Origin of the sequence: Neisseria sp. P0009.S010 (genome assembly GCF_051958545.1) — a bacterium.
GTDB classification, from domain to species: Bacteria; Pseudomonadota; Gammaproteobacteria; order Burkholderiales; family Neisseriaceae; genus Neisseria; species Neisseria subflava_A.
Map to the genome: position 1 here is coordinate 169157 of NZ_JBQCVH010000002.1, position 20139 is coordinate 189295.

The 20139-nt window shown below is 51.2% G+C and carries 16 protein-coding genes; 7 read left to right on the top strand and 9 right to left on the bottom strand.

What is annotated here, in order from left to right:
* Window positions 1-42 precede the first annotated feature (42 nt).
* Entirely contained in the window at window positions 43-1554 is a 1512-nt protein-coding gene (gene ubiB, locus ACTHSN_RS02550; protein ID WP_070460362.1) for a ubiquinone biosynthesis regulatory protein kinase UbiB, read from the top strand.
* Between the two features lie 75 nt (window positions 1555-1629).
* Here ubiB and ACTHSN_RS02555 read toward each other — a convergent pair whose 3' ends face one another.
* The 6 genes from ACTHSN_RS02555 to ACTHSN_RS02580 form a co-directional block, all read right to left on the bottom strand.
* Window positions 1630-3000 carry a chloride channel protein gene (locus ACTHSN_RS02555; RefSeq protein ID WP_083290037.1) on the bottom strand — a complete coding sequence of 457 codons (1371 nt, stop codon included), beginning with the start codon at window positions 2998-3000 and terminating at the stop codon, window positions 1630-1632.
* A 77-nt stretch (window positions 3001-3077) separates the two neighbouring features.
* The gene (gene argJ / locus ACTHSN_RS02560) at window positions 3078-4298 is read right to left on the bottom strand and encodes a bifunctional glutamate N-acetyltransferase/amino-acid acetyltransferase ArgJ (protein WP_070460366.1); all 1221 of its coding nucleotides are present in this window, start codon (window positions 4296-4298) and stop codon (window positions 3078-3080) included.
* A 42-nt stretch (window positions 4299-4340) separates the two neighbouring features.
* Window positions 4341-5039, bottom strand: a complete 699-nt coding sequence (locus ACTHSN_RS02565) for an LrgB family protein (RefSeq protein ID WP_070460368.1) — start codon at window positions 5037-5039, stop codon at window positions 4341-4343.
* The gene (locus ACTHSN_RS02570) at window positions 5039-5383 is read right to left on the bottom strand and encodes a CidA/LrgA family protein (RefSeq protein ID WP_049343552.1); all 345 of its coding nucleotides are present in this window, start codon (window positions 5381-5383) and stop codon (window positions 5039-5041) included. Before ACTHSN_RS02570 ends, ACTHSN_RS02565 begins: the two co-directional genes overlap by 1 nt.
* A gap of 183 nt (window positions 5384-5566) precedes the next feature.
* The gene (locus tag ACTHSN_RS02575) at window positions 5567-6313 is read right to left on the bottom strand and encodes a HesA/MoeB/ThiF family protein (protein WP_199901833.1); all 747 of its coding nucleotides are present in this window, start codon (window positions 6311-6313) and stop codon (window positions 5567-5569) included.
* Between the two features lie 49 nt (window positions 6314-6362).
* On the bottom strand, window positions 6363-6827 hold the full coding sequence (locus ACTHSN_RS02580) for a cyclic pyranopterin monophosphate synthase MoaC (RefSeq protein ID WP_004519536.1): 465 nt from the start codon (window positions 6825-6827) through the stop codon (window positions 6363-6365).
* 188 nt (window positions 6828-7015) lie between these two features.
* Here ACTHSN_RS02580 and ppc point away from each other — a divergent pair, with 188 nt between their 5' ends.
* From ppc to tyrS, 4 genes are all read left to right on the top strand, one after another.
* Window positions 7016-9718, top strand: coding sequence for a phosphoenolpyruvate carboxylase (gene ppc, locus ACTHSN_RS02585; protein WP_107810933.1), 2703 nt, complete (start codon window positions 7016-7018; stop codon window positions 9716-9718).
* Between the two features lie 867 nt (window positions 9719-10585).
* Window positions 10586-11677, top strand: a complete 1092-nt coding sequence (gene ychF, locus ACTHSN_RS02590; protein ID WP_063068446.1) for a redox-regulated ATPase YchF — start codon at window positions 10586-10588, stop codon at window positions 11675-11677.
* A 484-nt stretch (window positions 11678-12161) separates the two neighbouring features.
* Window positions 12162-14021 carry an acyltransferase family protein gene (locus ACTHSN_RS02595; RefSeq protein WP_107810932.1) on the top strand — a complete coding sequence of 620 codons (1860 nt, stop codon included), beginning with the start codon at window positions 12162-12164 and terminating at the stop codon, window positions 14019-14021.
* A gap of 75 nt (window positions 14022-14096) precedes the next feature.
* Window positions 14097-15392: a tyrosine--tRNA ligase gene (tyrS, locus tag ACTHSN_RS02600; protein ID WP_107810443.1), complete on the top strand. Its 1296-nt coding sequence runs from the start codon at window positions 14097-14099 to the stop codon at window positions 15390-15392.
* A 170-nt stretch (window positions 15393-15562) separates the two neighbouring features.
* On the opposite strand, the gene hslO is transcribed toward tyrS, so the two are convergent.
* The gene (hslO, locus tag ACTHSN_RS02605) at window positions 15563-16459 is read right to left on the bottom strand and encodes an Hsp33 family molecular chaperone HslO (RefSeq protein ID WP_101755818.1); all 897 of its coding nucleotides are present in this window, start codon (window positions 16457-16459) and stop codon (window positions 15563-15565) included.
* Window positions 16460-16719: 260 nt separating this feature from the next.
* Between hslO and ACTHSN_RS02610 the strand changes: the two genes are divergently transcribed.
* Window positions 16720-17349 carry a C40 family peptidase gene (locus tag ACTHSN_RS02610; RefSeq protein WP_107792200.1) on the top strand — a complete coding sequence of 210 codons (630 nt, stop codon included), beginning with the start codon at window positions 16720-16722 and terminating at the stop codon, window positions 17347-17349.
* A gap of 8 nt (window positions 17350-17357) precedes the next feature.
* Window positions 17358-17579, top strand: coding sequence for a hypothetical protein (locus ACTHSN_RS02615; protein ID WP_070713582.1), 222 nt, complete (start codon window positions 17358-17360; stop codon window positions 17577-17579).
* 80 nt (window positions 17580-17659) lie between these two features.
* On the opposite strand, the gene ACTHSN_RS02620 is transcribed toward ACTHSN_RS02615, so the two are convergent.
* Window positions 17660-19060: an L-serine ammonia-lyase gene (locus tag ACTHSN_RS02620; protein ID WP_440365055.1), complete on the bottom strand. Its 1401-nt coding sequence runs from the start codon at window positions 19058-19060 to the stop codon at window positions 17660-17662.
* A 35-nt stretch (window positions 19061-19095) separates the two neighbouring features.
* Window positions 19096-20106: a glycosyltransferase family 2 protein gene (locus ACTHSN_RS02625; protein ID WP_440365056.1), complete on the bottom strand. Its 1011-nt coding sequence runs from the start codon at window positions 20104-20106 to the stop codon at window positions 19096-19098.
* Between the last annotated feature and the right edge of the window lie 33 nt (window positions 20107-20139).

Below are 20139 nucleotides of genomic sequence, written 5' to 3' on the forward strand. Positions count from 1 at the left end.
TTTCCTATATAATTCTGTTTTTTCGATTTATCCGCGCCCATCATGAACCGCCTCAAACGCATTAAAACCATCCTCTGCACGCTCTACCGCTACCGCCTTGCCGAGCTGATTGCCTCGCTGGTCCGTCCGGGTTGGGCGCGGACTTTCCTCAATATGCTGCCGCAGTCGTCCAAGTTCAAACACGAAATGCCTGCCGTGCGCCTGCGTTTGGCGTTGGAAAGCCTGGGGCCGATTTTCATCAAATTCGGGCAGGTATTGTCCACGCGTCCCGATTTGATTCCGCACGATTACGCGGTCGAACTGGCAAGGCTGCAAGACAAAGTGCCGCCGTTTGACGCGCAACTTTCACGCTCGCAAATCGAAAAATCACTGGGACAATCCATCGACACTTTATACGCGGAATTTGAAACAGAGCCTGTCGCCAGCGCGTCCATCGCCCAAGTACACAAAGCCCGCCTGCATTCGGGCGAACAGGTCGCCGTGAAAGTCTTGCGCCCCAACCTTTTGCCCGTTATCGAACAGGATTTGTCGCTGATGCGCTTTGGTGCAGGCTGGGTAGAGCGTTTGTTTTCAGACGGCAAGCGTTTGAAGCCGCGCGAAGTGGTGGCCGAATTTGACAAATACCTGCACGACGAATTGGACTTAATGCGCGAAGCCGCCAATGCCAGCCAACTCGGACGCAATTTCCAAAACAGCGATATGCTGATTGTGCCGAAGGTGTTTTACGACTACTGCACCAGCGACGTGCTGACCATCGAATGGATGGACGGCACACCGGTATCCGATATCGCCAAACTCAAAGCAGACGGTATCGATTTGCACAAACTTGCCGATTACGGCGTGGAAATCTTCTTCACGCAAGTTTTCCGTGACGGCTTTTTCCATGCGGATATGCACCCCGGCAACATTCTGGTCGCCGCCGACAACCGCTACATCGCCCTCGATTTCGGCATCGTCGGCACGCTGACCGATTACGACAAACGCTATCTCGCCATCAACTTCCTCGCCTTCTTCAACCGCGATTACCACCGCGTCGCTACCGCCCACATCGAATCGGGCTGGGTACCTGCCGACACGCGGGCGGAAGAATTGGAAGCGGCTGTCCGCGCCGTGTGCGAGCCTGTGTTCAACAAACCGATTTCGCAGATTTCCTTCGGCTTGGTGCTGATGCGCCTGTTTGAAGTCAGCCGTCGCTTCAATGTCGAAATCCAGCCGCAGCTGGTATTGCTGCAAAAAACGCTGCTCAACATCGAAGGCTTGGGTCGCCAACTCGATCCAGATTTGGACTTGTGGAAAACCGCCAAACCGTTTTTGGTGCGCTGGATGAACGAACAGGTCGGCCCCAAAGCCCTTTGGCGCAATCTCAAAAACGAAGCCCCCGACTGGGCGCAAATCATCCCTTCCCTGCCGCGAAAAATCAGTGCGCTGGTTGATGAAAACCGCCAGCAGGAAATGCGCGATGCCTATGTGCATTTGGTCAAAGTACAGCAACGCCAAAGCCTGTGGCTGAGTGTGATTGCGGTTGTTTTGCTGCTGATTTTGCTGTTTAAATAAACTGTAATACAGCTTTAAACGACATAATAAAGGCCGTCTGAAATCGATTTTCAGACGGCCTTTTTATATGCCGACCTATTCTTTTTTCTCGTGCTGAACATATCCGCTTTCAGCTTCGATATGCCGTCTGAAGCGCAAACCTGCGGCGTGGTAAAATGGGTGCGGCGAGAACTGGCGCGAGACTTGCGAAGCGAAGATGCAAGTCAGCAGCATCCAAAACAATAAATTCTGTCCGCCCGTCATTTCCATTACCACCACGGCGGCGGTCAACGGCGATTGGGTCGCAGCGGCAAGGAATGCGGCCATGCAAAGCAAAACCGCGACATTGGACGCGTCGCCCAGTTGCGCGAAAGAAGCCATGTGTTCGCCTATCATCGCGCCGATGGTTAATGACGGCGTGAAGATACCGCCGGGAATACCTGCCCAGTAGCTGAACACGGTTGCCGCCCATTTCGCGGCGGCCAAGCCGAACGGCGCTTCATACGCACCTTTGAGTGCGGCTGCGGCTTCGTGATAGCCCGTGCCATAGGTTTTGCCTTGATAAAACGTACCGAGCAGTGCCAGCAAGATACCCATCACAAAGGCGACCACCAACAAATGACGGCGGATGAAACTGCGCCAGCGTACCGGCGCGAATGCTGCCGCGCCGCGATACAAAAAGCTACTGAACAATCCGCCGGCCACACCGCAGACAATGCCCGACACCGCGGCCCACATCAGCATGTTTGGCAGCTCATGCCCTTGAAACCCTGAAAAATACGGGTTGTTGCCCTGTATCGCCACTTGAATGAAACCGGCTGCCAACACGCCCATCAGGATTTGGCGTTCCCAACGCAAAATCACGCCGCGTCCCAATTCTTCGATGGCAAAGACCACGCCTGCCAAAGGCGCGTTAAACGCCGCCGCCAAACCGCCTGCAGCGCCTGCGGCAATCAAATCGTTTTCCTGCATGCCCCTAAACGCCAGCCCGTGCTTTTTACACCACGCGCCCCAAGCGTTCATCACCGCCGCACCCACTTGTACAGACGGTCCTTCCCTGCCGACAGACGCGCCCAACAGCATGGCGCAAAACGTCAGCGGAATTTTGAAAAAGGTTTCGCCCAAACGAATCAAACGGGTTTTCTGCGCACCATAAGGCAAAGACAAAGAGGCGATGACCTGAGGGATACCGCTGCCGGAAGTGTATGGCGCAAATTTACGCGTAAACCATGCCAAAAGCGGCAAACCCAGCGGCAAAGCCACCCACGCAAACCACGGATATTTTCCCACCAGCAATGCGTTCCATTCCAAAGCCAAATCTGCCAAGTACGCAAACATCAAAGCCGTCAGGGCAACCAGTGCCGAGCCTGCCAGCAAAAACAGAAGGGCAATGCTCTTTTTCGACAGGCGTTTGGTTTGGCGGATTTTGTGGGCGAGGCGCGCCGCCCAAGTCTGGGGAAATTTCATCATAAACACGCAGTCAATGTGTTCAGACGGCCTTGATACTTTGCTCAAAAGCCGTCTGAACACAAGGATAAAGGTTTTTAAGAACGGTAATCCGCGTTAATCGACACATACTCGTGCGACAAATCGCAGGTATAGACGGCCGCCGTCGTATCGCCGCGTTGCAAATCGATGCGGACGGTGATTTCTGGACGGTTCATCACCGCTTGTCCTGCTTCTTCGGTATAGCTTTCCGCGCGGCCGCCGTTTTCGGCCACCAACACGTCATCCAGCCACATTTTTAAAGCATCGACGTCCAAGTCTTCAATACCGGCATAGCCGACGGCTGCCAACAGACGGCCCAAGTTTGGGTCGGAGGCAAAGAAAGCGGTTTTCACCAAAGGCGAATGGGCGACGGCATAAGCCACTTTGCGCGCCTCTTCGCGGGTTTTCGCGTTTTGCACTTCAATCGTGATGAACTTGGTCGCACCCTCGCCATCACGGACAATCGCCTGTGCCAACTCCAAAGCCAGCGAACCAAGCAAGGCTTTGAGCTGCGCATAGCGCGGATCGGCGGTATTGTCGATTTCGCTCTGACCGCAACGGCCTGTCGCCATAATGACAAAGCTGTCGTTGGTACTGGTATCGCCGTCCACGGTAATCGTATTGAAACTTTCATCTGCGATTTCTTGGGTCATCAGCTGCAAAATCGGTTGGGACACTTTGGCATCAGTGGCGATAAACGACAACATGGTCGCCATATTCGGATGAATCATGCCCGAACCTTTGGCGATACCGGTAGCGCGGACTGTGTGTTTTTCGCCGACCAAGCCTGTGCGTGAAGCGGCTTTCGGTACAGTATCCGTCGTCATGATGGCACGAGCCGCATCCGACCAGAATGCAGGGCGCACTTGCGGCAAAGCGGCCACAATTTTATCCACAGGCAGCGGCTCCAAAATCACGCCGGTCGAAAACGGCATGATTTGATTGGATTGGCAGCCGACCTGTTCCGCCGCCGCCGCGCACACTTTAATCGCGTCCAGACGGCCTTGTGCGCCGGTACCCGCATTGGCATTGCCCGTATTGATAACTAAGGCACACACGCCGTCTTGGTCAAACAAATGCGACTTGGCGATATGCACCGGCGCGGCGCAGAAACGGTTTTGCGTAAACACCGCGCCCACCGTATGTCCGCCGCCCAACACCATCAGCGTCAAATCGTCGCGGTCTTGTTGCTTGATGCCGGCACGACCTGTAAACAGACGGATGCCGTCGATTTCCAACAATTCGTCTGCACGTTTTTCAGTCAAATTTACAGCCATATCATTTTCTCCTGTTTACACTATTTTCAGACGGCCTAAACGCTATACGCCCAATAAGGGAATCAAGATAGGCACCAATACCGCCGTCAATACGCCGTTGAGCGTCAAGCCCAAGCCGGCATATGCGGCCATACGGCGGCCGTATTCCAAAGACGCCGCAATACCCATCGCATGTGAGGCCGTACCCAAAGACATTCCCACTGAAGAAGGCATATACAACGTCCCTTTCAACACTTTATATCCGGCCATCTGTCCAAAAAGTCCGGCAATAATCACCGTTGCCGCCGTAATCGCCGGAATACCGCCGATAGACGCCGTGATTTCGATCGCAATCGGGTTGGTCACCGATTTGGAAGCCAGCGACAGAATCACTTCGCGCGAAGCGCCCAGCCATTTGGCAAAATACACGCCTGTAACAATGCCTGTCACGCTGCCCGCCAACTGTGACAACACCACCGGCAACCACTGGCTGCGGATACGATCCCAATTTCGATAAAGCGGCACGGCCAACAACACGACTGCCGGTTTCAACCAAAAATCAATAAAGTGCGAGGCAGAATGGTACAGCTCGTAATCGATGGCAAATACCTTCAAATAACCCATCAACACCAGCGTACTGATCAATACCGGATTACACAGCACATTCCCCGTGCGCGCCCGAATCTGCACCGCCAAAGCATACACGGCCAAAGTCAGGAACAACATGACCGAGGGCATACGCAACAGCCCGTCTATGTTCATCACATCCACCTCCTGACCCACTCATGCACTTTGCCGGTCACCAACAATACGCAGATCGTACTGCCGATTGTGGCCGTCAAAATCGAAAACCAGTCGTTTGCAATCACATCCAAATAGCTGATGACGGCCACGCAAGGCGGCACCAAAAACAAAGTCAGGTTTGCCATCAAAATGTCTGCCAGCTCTCCCACCCAAGACAATTTGACCCAGCCTGCCTGAAGCGCGGCAAACAGCAAAGCCATGCCGACAATACTGCCCGGCAGCTTCAACCCCAAAATCCAAACGGTTGCCTCGCCCAAAGCCAGGCAACCCAATACCACCAATAAGGCACGAATAATATTCATTAAGCCGGTTTCTCCCTATCTTTTTCAGACGGCCTCAAAAAATTTATTAATCATTGAATCATATCGTGCCACAGGCCGTCTGAAAAGGGAAGAAACGCCTTCTTTCAAGTTTAATGAAAGATAAGCATGATTGCTCCGGCGGATTGGCTTCGGAGCATTGAAACCCTTGCCCTGCTTTGGTCTTTAACGGCCGCCGCAAACCGGGCATTCGGGATTGCGCCTCACCCCGTATTGCCGCCATTGCCCGCTCAATGCGTTGTAGGTGGAAAGTTTGCCGTGCGACGGCGTACCGATACCGATCAGCACTTTAAGCGCTTCGGCGGCTTGGGTCGTTCCGATAACGCCGACCAATGGCGAAAAAACGCCGAACAATGCACAAGCGCCGTCGTCGGCTTGTTCGCTGTCAAACAGGCAGGCATAACAAGGCGTATCGGGAAGGTCGGGGCGGTACACGGCGATTTGTCCGTCGAAGCGGACGGCCGCTGCGGAAACCAAAGGCGTGCGCGTGGCAACGGCGGTGCGGTTGACCGCCTGGCGCGTGGGATAATTGTCGGAACAATCAAGAATGATGTCGGCTGCGTTTGCCAATTCGACAAGCCTGGCTTCATCGAGAAATTCGGCAATGGCTGTAATGTGTGTTTGGCTGTTGATCTGTTTCAGACGGCCTTGCATGACCAAAGCCTTGTTTTTACCGATGTCGGCTTCGGTAAACGTGATTTGGCGTTGAAGGTTGGTCTCGTCGATGGTATCGGCATCGGCAATCGTCAGGCGGCCGATACCGGCGGCGGCAAGATACGGCAAGGCTGCCGCACCCAGCCCGCCGCAACCGACAACAAGCACATGGGAGGCCAAGAGTTTTTCTTGGCCTTCGATACCGATTTCATCAAGCAGGATATGGCGGCTGAACCGCAAGAGTTGTTGATCGTTCATCATAATAATAAGGCCGTCTGAAACCCAATGTTCAGACGGCCTGAGTGGTTTAGAAATTAATATTTTCGTATGCGTTGTCAAACAGGAAAGGACGGCCTTCGCTGCTGGTTTCGGATTCGAGGCGAATGCCGCTGAGCATCATATTGCGGTCAACGTCTTTCATCATGTCGTAAACGCTCAAAAGCGCCAAATTGAGGCCAGTCAGGGCTTCGGTGGCAATGCTGCCGTTGCTGTTCGCTTGGACGGTCAGCGTGGCCTTCAGGCAGGCCAGCTCAACGTTAATATCGAAATCAACCTGCACGCCGATGATGCGTCCGGGCAGGTGCAGCGGAATCAGGTTGGCGGTCTGTTTGATGCTCTGAATGGCGGCAACGCGGGCGATGGTCAGGATACTTGCCTTTTCGGTAGCATTCTCTATCAACACCCGTATCGCCTGCTGGCTCATGTTGACGGTGCCGACGGCGACGGCGGTGTGTTGTTCAGGAAAATCGGGCTGGTTGGGAAATTCAATCATGGGTTTCTCGCCATCTGTTTTGATGGGCAATATTTTACGGCATTTTACAGACAGCGACCACGCAGCGGATACGGACGGCTGTTTTCCGGTTTGAAATGTATCGGACGGCAGCATTGGCAGTTTACAAAAATTTGCTATACAATGGATTCACGATACACCCAAATTAACATTTAAATAAGAGAAAAATCATGCAACTGCATATCTTAAATAATCCAAAAGATGCCGCTCTGGCGGCGGATGCGGAATTTTTAAAACAGTCTCTTTTCAATCTGCTGCATGAGGAAGCGTCGCCTTTGGTGGTCGAAACCGTTAAGTTATTATCGACTTCAGACGACAGCGCCGCCTTGATTGAAAAGGTGTTGCCGCAATTGGACGAACAACAAACCCACGATTTAACCCTGGCCTGCGGCCTGTTCGCGCAGATTTTGAACATCGCCGAAGACGTGCACCACGAACGCCGCCGCCAAATCCACGAAGAGGCCGGACACAACAGTGCCGAAGGCAGCCTGACGGAAACCGTGCGCAAACTCAAAGCCGGCAAAGTCAACGGAAAAGCGGTGCAACAACAACTGGACAACACGGTCGTTACCGCCGTTTTGACCGCGCACCCGACCGAAGTACAACGCCAAACCGTCTTAAGCTTCAACCGCCGCATCCGCGCGCTGCTGCCGCAACGCGAACGCTGCACTAATCCTGATGCGCTGGCTCAGTTGCGCCGCGAAATCGACACCGTGCTTTTGGGCTTGTGGCAGACCAGCGAAACGCGCCGCCACAAACTTAGCGTCAACGACGAAATCAACAACGGTGTATCCATCTTCCCAATGAGCTTCTTTGAAGCCCTGCCCAAACTCTACCGCACAATGGAACGTGATTTTCAGACGGCCTATCCCGGCGTCCGCGTTCCGAATATCCTTAAAATCGGCGGCTGGATCGGTGGCGACCGCGATGGTAACCCATTCGTTTCTGCCGAAACCTTGCGTTTTGCGTTCAGACGGCATGCCGACGCAGTGTTCCGTTTCTATCGCGGCGAACTCGACAAACTTTACCGCGAATTGCCACTCTCCATCCGCCGCGTCAAAGTCAACGACGACGTGATGGCACTGGCCGCCCTCTCGCCTGACGAAGAAATCGCCCGCACCGAAGAACCCTACCGCCGCGCCATCGCCTACATCATGGCACGTGCCATGGGCAAAGCACGCTCACTCGGTTTGGGCATGGGCTGCAAATTCGGCTTCCTCGAGCCTTATGCCACGGTTGAAGAGTTCCTCAACGACCTGAAAAAACTGCAACGCTCACTCCACGAAAACGGCAGCCAACTGCTGGCAGAAGGCCGTCTGTCCGACATTACCCGCAGCGTGTCCGTGTTCGGCTTCCACATGATGCCGCTCGACCTGCGCCAACACGCAGGCAAACACGCCGATGTGGTTGCCGAGCTTTTCCAACACGCAGGCTTGGAAGACTACAACAGCCTGAACGAAGAGCAAAAACAAGCCGCCCTGTTGCGCGAATTGAGCCATCAACGTCCGCTGTACAGCCCGTTCATCACATACAGCGACCATACTCGTCACGAACTGGCAATTTTCAACGAAGCGCGCATAATCAAAGACGAATTCGGCGAAGATGCCGTCACACAAAGCATTATTTCCAACTGCGAACAACCCAGCGACCTGCTCGCCTTGGCATTGCTGCTGAAAGAAAGCGGCCTGTTGGTGGTGGAAAACGGCAAACCGCACAGCCGCATCAATATCGTGCCTCTGTTTGAAACCATCGAAGCGCTCGAAAACGCCTGTCCGGTCATGGAAACCATGTTCCGCCTCGACTGGTATGACACCCTGCTCGAAAGCCGCGGCAATATCCAAGAAATCATGCTGGGCTACTCCGACTCCAACAAAGACGGCGGCTACGTTACCAGCTCATGGTGTCTGTATCAGGCCGAATTGGGCTTGGTCGAACTCTTCAAAAAATACGATGTCCGCATGCGCCTGTTCCACGGCCGTGGCGGCAGCGTAGGTCGCGGCGGCGGCCCTTCTTACCAAGCCATCTTGGCGCAACCTGCGGGCAGTGTTGCCGGACAAATCCGCATTACCGAGCAAGGCGAAGTCATTACCGCCAAATACGCCGACCCGGGCAATGCCCAACGCAACTTGGAAACCTTGGTTGCTGCGACGTTGGAAGCCAGCATCCTGCCGGACAAAAAAGACCCTGATGACAAACTGATGCAGGACTTGTCGGACGTATCGTTCAAATACTACCGCGAACTGATTACCCACCCCGACTTCATCGACTACTTCCTGCAAACCAGCCCGATTCAGGAAATCGCCACCCTCAACCTCGGCAGCCGTCCCGCCAGCCGCAAAACCTTGGCGCGGATTCAGGACTTGCGTGCAATTCCGTGGGTATTCTCATGGATGCAAAACCGCCTCATGCTGCCGGCTTGGTACGGTTTCGGCAGCGCAGTGGAAACCTTGTGCGAAGGTAATCCCGACACACTGGCCGCCCTGCGCGAACATGCCCAAAGCAATCCGTTCTTCCAAGCCATGCTCTCCAATATGGAGCAAGTAATGGCAAAAACCGACATCACCTTGGCGGAAAACTATGCCGGCTTGAGCGAATCGCCCGATAAAGCAAAAGTCATCTTCGGCATGATTAAGGAAGAATACCAACGCAGCCGTAAAGCACTGCTTGACTTGCTGCAAACCGAAGAGCTCCTGCGCGACAACCGCAGCCTCGCCCGTTCGCTTGCCTTGAGGATTCCATACCTGAATGCCCTCAACGGCCTGCAAGTCGCCATGCTCAAACGCCTGCGTAAAGAGCCCGACAATCCGCACGCGCTGCTGATGGTTCACTTGACCATCAACGGCGTGGCGCAAGGTTTGCGTAATACCGGTTAAGGCAGCATGGAAAAAAGGCCGTCTGAAACAATTTTCAGACGGCCTTTAAACTAACTGCGAACCGCAGAAAAGGTTTTACCCACAAGCCTCATACTGTTTCTCAACCTGCTTGCCACTCTGACCCTATTCATTTAACTTACCCTGTATTTCAGACTATTTGGAGAAATAGCAGATAACCCTCTGCCAAATCAATATGTTCACTGAAGCATAACAACCGCTTCAGCATGGTGGATGGTTGACCTACTGACATACCTTACCGCGGCACTGCCCCATATCGCCGCACAATAAGCTTTCAGACAACCCTGAGGCCGTCTGAAAAACAAAAACATCTCACACCAAGGCAACTATCAATATGTTTGACATTGTATTTATATTGTTATTTGGCAGGCTTCAGCCCCACAAAACACCCGACTCATCCGACACGCCCGTCCCTTTTGGGAGTTCGGCTGCAGGCTCAGCTTTAATTTATTTATGCATACGCATAGGGACAATCATCCTTTATGGTTCGATTTCCAAAGCCATTGACAGCCTCCCCCTCATTCTGTTTCAAACAATCTGCATGTTCGGCTGTTTGGTTTTGTATTTCAAAATGTTACGTACCGCATCCAACCCGAAACACCGTCAGATGATTTATTGGGTACTGGGCATTCTTTTGGGTTTGATCTTAAGCCTCCTATCCGAAAAATTGTTTTATTTAATGGCTTTATTCATTTACTCATTCTTCAGAAGCACAATAAGCTGAATGCCTGCTCCCTCTTTTTTCAGACGGCCTTTTATTATAAGAACACACCAGCATTGCGGCTGTTTTGAGTACCTCCACAATATGCTATAATCCGCCGTTAAACTTTTATCTTTTCAGGAAAAACCATGAGCTTGAAATGCGGCATCGTCGGTTTGCCCAACGTCGGCAAATCCACCCTCTTTAACGCGCTGACCCAATCGGGTATCGAAGCGGCAAACTATCCTTTCTGTACCATCGAACCCAACGTCGGCATCGTTGAAGTCCCCGATCCGCGTATGGCCGAATTGGCAAAAATCGTCAATCCGCAAAAAATGCAGCCTGCCATCGTCGAATTTGTCGATATCGCCGGTTTGGTTGCAGGTGCGAGCAAAGGCGAAGGCCTGGGCAACCAGTTCCTTGCCAACATCCGCGAGACTGACGCGATTGTTAACGTCGTACGTTGCTTTGACGACGACAACATCGTTCACGTTGCAGGCAAAGTCGATCCGATCGCCGACATCGAAACCATCGGCACCGAGTTGGCACTGGCTGACTTAGCCAGCGTCGAAAAAGCCATCGTCCGCGAAGAAAAACGTGCACGCTCAGGCGACAAAGACGCGCAAAAACTGGTAGATCTGTGTAAAAAACTGCTGCCGCATTTGGACGAAGGCAAGCCTGTACGCTCCTTCGGTTTGGACGCAGAAGAACTTGCCATGCTCAAACCACTGTTCTTGCTGACTGCCAAACCTGCCATGTATGTCGGCAACGTTTCCGAAGACGGTTTTGAAAACAACCCGCACCTCGACCGCCTGAAAGAATTGGCTGCAAAAGAAAACGCGCCGGTTGTGGCCGTCTGCGCCGCGATGGAAAGCGAAATCGCCGAACTGGAAGACGACGAGAAAGCCGAATTCCTCGCCGAAATGGGCTTGGAAGAACCGGGCCTGAACCGCCTGATTCGTGCCGGCTACGACCTCTTGGGCCTGCAAACCTACTTCACCGCCGGTGTCAAAGAAGTCCGCGCTTGGACCATCCACAAAGGCGACACAGCCCCACAAGCCGCCGGCGTAATTCACACCGACTTTGAACGCGGCTTTATCCGCGCCCAAGTTATCGCCTACGAAGATTTCATCGCTTTAGGCGGCGAAGCAAAAGCCAAAGAAGCCGGCAAAATGCGTGTGGAAGGCAAAGAATACGTTGTACAAGACGGCGATGTGATGCACTTCCTCTTTAACGTATAAACCCAGCGTAACGCTTTTTTCAGACGGCCTTTTCTAAGATTAAGGCCGTCTGAATTTATTTTCAGACGGCCTCATGTCTTGAAATATCAACAAAACAAAACATCATCTCCATAATAAATGCGGGCATAGCCCGTAATTTTTCTTTCTTAAAATCTCTCATTTCTTGTCGACGCCTTACCTAAAAATAGCGCAAGATTACATCATCAATAACAATACCACTGATATGACAATAAATAATTAAACAATACCACATCGTATTGATTCATTATAAAAACAACATATTAAACATTATGTTGAAACTATTAACCGTATTCCTACTCTAATCTATTACTATTCAAACGCATATCATCAGCAATCATTCTAAGAAGGCAAACAAACTGCCCAGTACTGACAAACGATGGCCGACCTCCGAAATGCCCCACTCTCGGCAGGAATCACTTTTCAGACGACGCCATTAAAATAAACTAATTAAAATCAAAATATTATGAGCAAAGTTTTATCTTACCGCCCAGATATTGATACATTGCGTGCCGTTGCTGTTCTATCCGTTGTCGTTTTCCATATTGAAAAAAACTGGCTGCCTGGCGGCTTTCTTGGTGTTGATATCTTTTTTGTCATTTCCGGCTTTCTGATCACGATGATTATTCATCGTGAAATGAGCAGCGGGATTTTCTCGTTCAAAAAATTTTACATCCGCCGTATCAAGCGGATACTGCCCGCATTTTTTACCGTCTTGACGGTAACGATGATATGCGGCTTTCTTTTATTCACCAAAGATGATTTCTTCCTTTTATGGAGGACAGCTCTGTCCACCTTGGGGTTCATCTCCAATATCTTTTTTGCCAAGGGTCAGGGCTATTTCGATCCCATACAAGAAGAAAAACCTTTGCTTCACATTTGGTCTTTATCGGTCGAAGAACAATATTATTTCGTCTTCCCGATATTGCTGTTACTGGTTGTCCGCAAAAGCTGGCGCACTCAGTTTGCCTTCCTCATCACGCTATGCGTATTCAGTATTTTGGCTTCTTTTATGCCAACTGCACTGGATAAATATTACCTGCCCCATCTGCGCGCCTGCGAAATGCTGATCGGCTCATTAACAGCCGTGTGGATGCAATATCGGCAACAACAAGGGCTGGATACCGGCAAACCATATGCGGCGGCAGGCGCATTACTTTCCATCTGCGTACTGTTTGCCTGCCTGTTTGCCTATACAGAAAAAACCGCCTATTTTCCAGGGCCTGCCGCCATCATTCCTTGTTTGGCCGCCGCCGCATTCATTTATTTCAATCAATTTGAACACCGGCTGAAAAAATTTTTCCAATGGAAGATTACCGTCGGCATAGGCTTAATTTCCTATTCGCTGTATCTGTGGCATTGGCCTGTATTGGCTTTTATGAGATACATCGGTCCAAACAATCTGCCTTCGTATTCGACTGCGGCCGCGATTATCTTAATGTTTGCACTCTCCCTGCTTTCTTATTATTTTGTCGAGAAGCCGTTTAAAAAGTGGAAAGGCTCTTTTGCCCAGTCTGTGACATGGATTTATGCCGTCCCCATGCTTGTTTTGGCTATTACGCCTTTTCTTGCCATGAAGCTCCCGTTTATGGAGCAATACGACCGCATGGGATTGGCACGTTCCTACACTTCTTGTCACAACAACACCGACAAACAGTGTATTTGGGGCGATACCGACAAACAGCCGGAATTACTGATTCTAGGCGATTCGCATGCCGATCAATATAAAACGTTTTTTGATACCGTCGGCAAAAAAGAAAAATGGTCGGCAACGATGGTTTCTGCGGACAGTTGTGCCTATGTAGAAGATTATGCTGCACCCGTATTCAAGAAAAACGCCTCCTGCCGTGCCGTTTATCAGTATGCCAAAGAGCATCTGCCCCAATACTCAAAAGTGCTTTTGGCCATGCGCTGGGGCAGCCAAATGCCTGAAAACAGCAACTCCCTTGCTTACGATCCCGATTTTTTCAAAAAATTCAACCTCATGTTGCAAAAACTTTCTTCGGAAAAACAAGCGGTTTACCTGATGATAGACAACCCTAATTTGTCATACAACGGCTTGCGCGCCCATATTCTGTCTTACCGCATACCGGGATTTAGTCAGAATCTTGCCATTGATGAAACAGTCACTTCAAAAGGAAATGAACGCATCAAAGAATTGGCAGAAAAATATGCCAATGTGCACATTATCGATGCCACTGCCTATATTCCGGAAAATTTCAAAATAAACGGATTGCCGGTTTATTCCGATAGAGACCACATCAACCCTTACGGCGGCAGAGAACTGGCCAAGCGTTTTTCTGAAAAACACACGCTTCTTCAGTAAGCCATAGCCATTCATCCGATGAAATTTGTTACAATTAGCAGTTTGTAAAACTGCTAATTTTTTTGGAAGATAACAATGAGCGTCATCAAAGACCTACAATCGCGTGGCTTAATCGCGCAAACTACCGACATCGAAGCCTTAGACGCTTTGCTAAACGAACAAAAAATTTCCCTCTATTGCGGTTTTGACCCGACAGCAGACAGCCTGCACATCGGCCACTTGCTGCCTGTATTGGCATTGCGCCGTTTCCAACAAGCCGGCCATACGCCGATTGCTTTGGTGGGCGGTGCGACCGGCATGATCGGCGACCCAAGCTTTAAAGCCGCTGAACGCAGCTTGAATTCTGCCGAAACTGTTGCCGGCTGGGTAGAAAGCATCCGCAACCAACTGACCCCTTTCTTAAGCTTTGACGGCGATAACTCCGCCATTATGGCGAACAACGCCGACTGGTTCGGCAGCATGAACTGCCTCGACTTCCTGCGCGACATCGGCAAGCATTTCTCTGTCAACGCCATGCTGAACAAGGAATCCGTCAAACAGCGTATCGAGCGCGACGATGTGGGGATTTCCTTTACCGAGTTCGCCTACTCCCTGCTGCAAGGCTACGACTTTGCCGAACTGAACAAACGCCATGGCGCGGTTTTGGAAATCGGCGGTTCCGACCAATGGGGCAACATCACTGCCGGTATCGACTTGACCCGCCGTCTGCACCAAAAACAAGTATTCGGCCTGACCCTGCCTTTGGTAACCAAATCCGACGGCACCAAATTCGGCAAAACCGAAGGCGGCGCAGTATGGTTGAACGCGAAGAAAACTTCTCCGTATCAGTTCTACCAATTCTGGCTGAAAGTCACCGATGCCGATGTGTACAAATTCCTGAAATACTTTACCTTCCTGTCCATCGAAGCAATCGACGCCATCGAAGCCAAAGACAAAGCCAGCGGCACCAAGCCAGAAGCGCAACGCATTCTTGCCGAGGAAATGACCCGCCTGATTCACGGTGAAGAAGCCCTTGCCGCCGCCCAACGCATTTCTGAAAGCCTGTTTGCCGAAGACCAAAGCCATCTTACCGAAAGCGACTTCGAGCAGCTGGCACTCGACGGCCTGCCAACGTTTGAAGTTTCCGAGAGCCTCAACGTGGTGGAAACTTTGGTGAAAACCGGTTTGGCGTCTTCCAACAAAGAAGCACGCGGCTTTGTCAACAGCAAAGCGGTTTTGCTCAACGGCAAACCTGCCGAAGCCAACAATCCGAACCATGCTGCTGAAAAACCTGACGATGCCTACATGCTGACCGACGAACACAAACGTTTCGGCAAATACACCATCGTCCGCCGTGGCAAACGCAACCATGCTTTGTTGGTTTGGAAATAATCTTGAAACATTAAACGCATCGTTTAAAACAATCATGCCGTCTGAAATCAGCCACGCTTTTTTTCAGACGGCATTTTCTATTTTTAGCATTCAATTTTCCAAAAAGAAAGGACAGGTTTTGCACCTGCCCTTCTATTAAGCCAATTTTTTAAGAAACTTTTATCCCGTACTTACTGCAAACGCTCATTTTCTTGACGGACGGCATTCACCACATCCGCGCCAAACAAAGCGTTGACATCGGTTTCATCAAACACATACTTGCTATGGCAGAAATCGCAATCGATTTGAATGCTGCCTTGTTCTGCCACCACGCCACCGACTTCCTGACCACCAAGCATCAACAGCATATCGCTGACTTTGCCACGGGAGCAGGTGCAGGCAAACTCGATGGCTTCCGGTTCAAAAACGCGGGGCGGGGTTTCATGGTAAAGGCGGTAAAGGGCGTGATGCGCATCCAAACCGGTCAATTCTTGCGGAGTAAGCGTTTGCGCAAGCGTAGTCACATGCTCCCACGCGGCATCATCCAATTCTTCTTCCGGCAGGCGTTGCAGCAATAATGCACCTGCTGCTTGGTCGTCGGCGGCAAGCGTAATATAGGTATCGAGCTGCTCGGAACGTTTCATATAGTTGACCAGCATTTGCGCAATGCTGTCGCCTTCCAGCGGCACAACACCTTGCCAAGGGTCGGCATCTTTAGGCTGATGGGTCAAAACGAACACGCTGTTTTCGCCCAACAGCGCAGTCAGGCTTTCATCATCACGAATTTCAGCGGTTTCGTCCCAACGCGCGGTAGCACGGACAGTATTTTCAGAAGTCGCTTCCACCACCAACATTTTCAGACGGCCCTGACCTTGAACTTGAACAATCAGCGTGCCTTCGTTTTTAAGGTTGGCAGACAATAAAGAACCGGCGGCCAACAATTCGCCCAATGCGCGACGGATGGCGACAGGATAATGTTTTTGGTTGACGATGTGGTGCCAAACCTTTTCGAGGCGGATGTGCATGCCGCGGATAGGCATATCGTCGAAGATAAAGCGTGTACGGATATCGCTGTGATTTTGTGTCATGTCAGTCTCTGAAAATAAATCAATGAATGCCGCCTATATGGTTGCAGCAGAGGATAAATCAAGCGAAACCGCATTTAATGTTTTTCTAGTTTGTTTGGAAACAAGGATTTAACGCAAAATAACAGCAGTTTTTTTGCCAAAAAGACGGTTTTTGAATACAATCAAGCAGATAACAAGAGAATGATACGGGATAACATCTCAGAAACCGGCAATGTGCCTGCAATCGGCAGGGAATGCCTTCTGAAACGGAAGTTTTTATAATGAATTTTTTACTCCGGCTCGCAGCAGTTTGGACTTCGGTCGCCATGCTCGCGAGCGTCAATTTTTCTTACGCCGATGATTTGGAAAACCTGATTACCACCCGTCAGCATGTTTTAAACCAATTCAACGACAACGCCAACGTTTACGGCAATACGCGTCAGGCAACCCCTGTCCACCCCGTCAATACACACTCCGCTCCAAGCAACAATACGCGCGCACCTTCAGGCAATGCAGACGAATTGATCGGCAGCGCCATGGGCTTGCTCGGCGTGGCCTACCGCTACGGCGGCACATCGGCTTCTACCGGCTTTGACTGCAGCGGCTTCATGCAACACATCTTTAAACGCGCCATGGGCGTGAACCTGCCGCGCACCTCTGCCGAACAGGCGCAAATGGGCGTTGCCGTGAGCCGTTCGGAATTGCAGCCGGGCGACATGGTCTTTTTCCGCACCATGGGCCACGGCCGTATTTCCCACGTCGGCCTTTACATCGGCAACAACAATTTCATTCACGCACCGAGAACGGGAAAACGTATCGAAATTACCAGCCTCGGCCACAAATATTGGAACGGAAAATACGCCTTTGCCCGTCGCGTGAAGAAAAACGACCCATCCCGTTTCTTGAATTGAGGTGTACGATGGCGATGCCGCAAATGCCCAAATGGTATGACGACGACGGTCAGATTGTTTCCTGCACCGAAAAGGTCAAAGTCATGACCGAAAACTTAAACGAACTGTACCAAATAGCGCAGGACGCATTTGAAGACGCGCTGCTGATGGGTTGTTCCGAAAAACAGTTGCGCGAATACTTCCACGACTTAATAGCCGGACTGGAAAACCCTTATCAAAAAAACGGTTAGTTATTCGATCCATACAAAAAAGGCCGTCTGAAAGTTTTTCAGACGGCCTTTTCTTATTGGGCAGATCCTCTGCCCAATTGCTAACATTCCACCACGCGCACAGATACCGGTATGGCTTTTTTCTGCAAGGTAACGGCCAGGCCGGCGAGTGAGGTTTCTTTGTAGGTTGCCTTCATATCGCGGCCGGTTTGCAGCATGGTTTGAATCACTTCATCAAGTGAGACTTTTTTATCTGTGCCGTCTTCCAAAAGCGCAAGGGTGGCGAGCTTGAGGGCTTTTTCGGCGGCGATGCCGTTGCGCTCGATACAGGGGATTTGCACCAAGCCGCCGACAGGATCACAGGTCAGACCCAAGTGGTGCTCCATTGCCATTTCGGCGGCGTTTTCCACTTGTTTCGGTGTACCGCCGATGACTTCGGCGTATGCGCCCGCCGCCATGGAACATGCTACGCCAACTTCGCCTTGGCAGCCGACATCCGCGCCGGAAATTGACGCATTGGTTTTATACAAAATACCGATGGCACCGGCAGTCAGCAGGAAATCCTCAACACGAGATTGGTTAGCGTGCGGATTAAATTTGCGGAAATAGTGTAAGACGGCAGGAATAATGCCTGCTGCGCCGTTGGTCGGTGCGGTGACAACGCGGCCGCCGGCGGCATTTTCTTCATTGACCGCCATGGCGTACACCATCAGCCAAAGTTGGGTATTGACGATTTCGCTCTCGCGCAGGACTTTGAGTTTGGCCGCCAACTGCGGCGCGCGGCGGCGGACGTTCAAGCCGCCCGGCAATTGCCCTTCCGCACCCAAGCCGCGCTTGATGCAGTTTTCCATCACATCGGCCACAGCGGCCACACGACGGCGGACTTCCTCCTCATCGCAACCTGCCAACGCCGCTTCATTGGCCAACACGACTTCGGAAATATTCAACTGGTTCAGACGGCATTGTGCCAGCAACTCGTCGCAGTTTTTGTATGGATACGGCACATCGGCATTTTCCTGCGCCTCTTGTGCAAACCCTTCGTCTGTTACGACAAAACCGCCGCCGACCGAATAATAAATCTGCTCTTTCAGCTTCTGGCCGTCTGAATGGTAGGCGATAAAGTTCAGGCCGTTCGGATGTTTGGGCAACACTTTGTCGCCGCGGATATCCAAATCTTTTTCGGGATCGAAGGCCATTTCACGGCCGTTGAGCTTTAAAACGTGTTGCGTGCGGATGCGTTCCAAGCGTTGGGGGATGTCTGCCAGCGGAATATCGTGCGGCAGGCTGCCTTCCAAACCAAGCAATAATGCGTCGAATGTGCCGTGTCCGATACCGGTCAAGGCAAGCGAGCCGTACACTTCAATGACAATGCGCGCCACTTGTGTGTCCAAATTTTCGGCATGCAGCAAATCGGCAAAGGCGGCCGCGGCCTTCATCGGGCCGACGGTGTGCGAGCTGGACGGGCCGATGCCGATTTTGAAAATATCAAAGATGCTGATCATAATTTTCCTATTATTGTGTGTGCGGGCTGTGTTTTTCAGACGGCCTTAAGGCCTAAAGAGGAATCTTGTGCGCCGCTTGCCAATGCAAGTACCAGATGTCCGACAGTCATCAAAGGATCGCCTGCTTCCGGCGAGGTGTATTTCAGCGTCAGCGGTTTCTTACGCAAGGGTTCGTAACGGCTGACTCTACAATGCGTGTCTTCCAAACTTGTAGAACCGGCGCGGTATCTGTATGCCAACAGCCGTAAATCGTTCAAGTCCATTTTCATGCCGTTGTCCAACAGTTCGCGCAACTGGTTTTCCCAGGCAATATCGTTGCTTCCGTCTTTAATGGCAATCAAGATGGACTTTTCGAGGATTTTTTTGATGTGCTGGTTCAAGGAGCGGATTGGGAAGTGCCCCAGCCACAACAAATCGGTCTCCGCAAATTGGGCGGAAAAATGCTCGATAAACCAGGAATGTAAACCTCGATAATCCGGCGAATGAAACAGGGTTGATTTAACCTTGTTGCCATCTTTATCCAACATGTAATGGCAGCCGATAATCACACTGCAAGATTCGGCAGCCCATCTGGGGATAATGACTTTGGGGGTAAAGAGCGTTTCGAGGCGTTGCTCGGTAAATTGAGTGGTGAAATCGGGGTTGTATTGCAACGATGTCGGCAAATAGCCGCGCCAAAGGTACATGCCGATCCTGTTTTCGCCGATAACATCCAAAAGTTGTTCCAGCATGATACGGCTAGGACATGAAATAAATTCGTCCGCATCCAGCGGAAAAACGAAATCTATCGCTTCATCTTTTGCTACAAGCTGCTTCATAAGCAGATTTACCAATTGCTCTTGATTGTACTTGAGCTCTTGATATTGATAGATAAATATCGGCAAACCTTCTTCTTTCAATTGAATCAGGATTTCCCTTGTTCCATCGCTGCTGCCGTGATCGATGATGTGCATTTCATCCATCAGCTCGAGATTATGACGGACAAACGATTCGATCACGTCGTTTTCGTTGCGCACCATGCTGATGCTGATTAGTTTTTTTCCCATAAATTATGCAATGTATTGATAGGTTTTAATCAT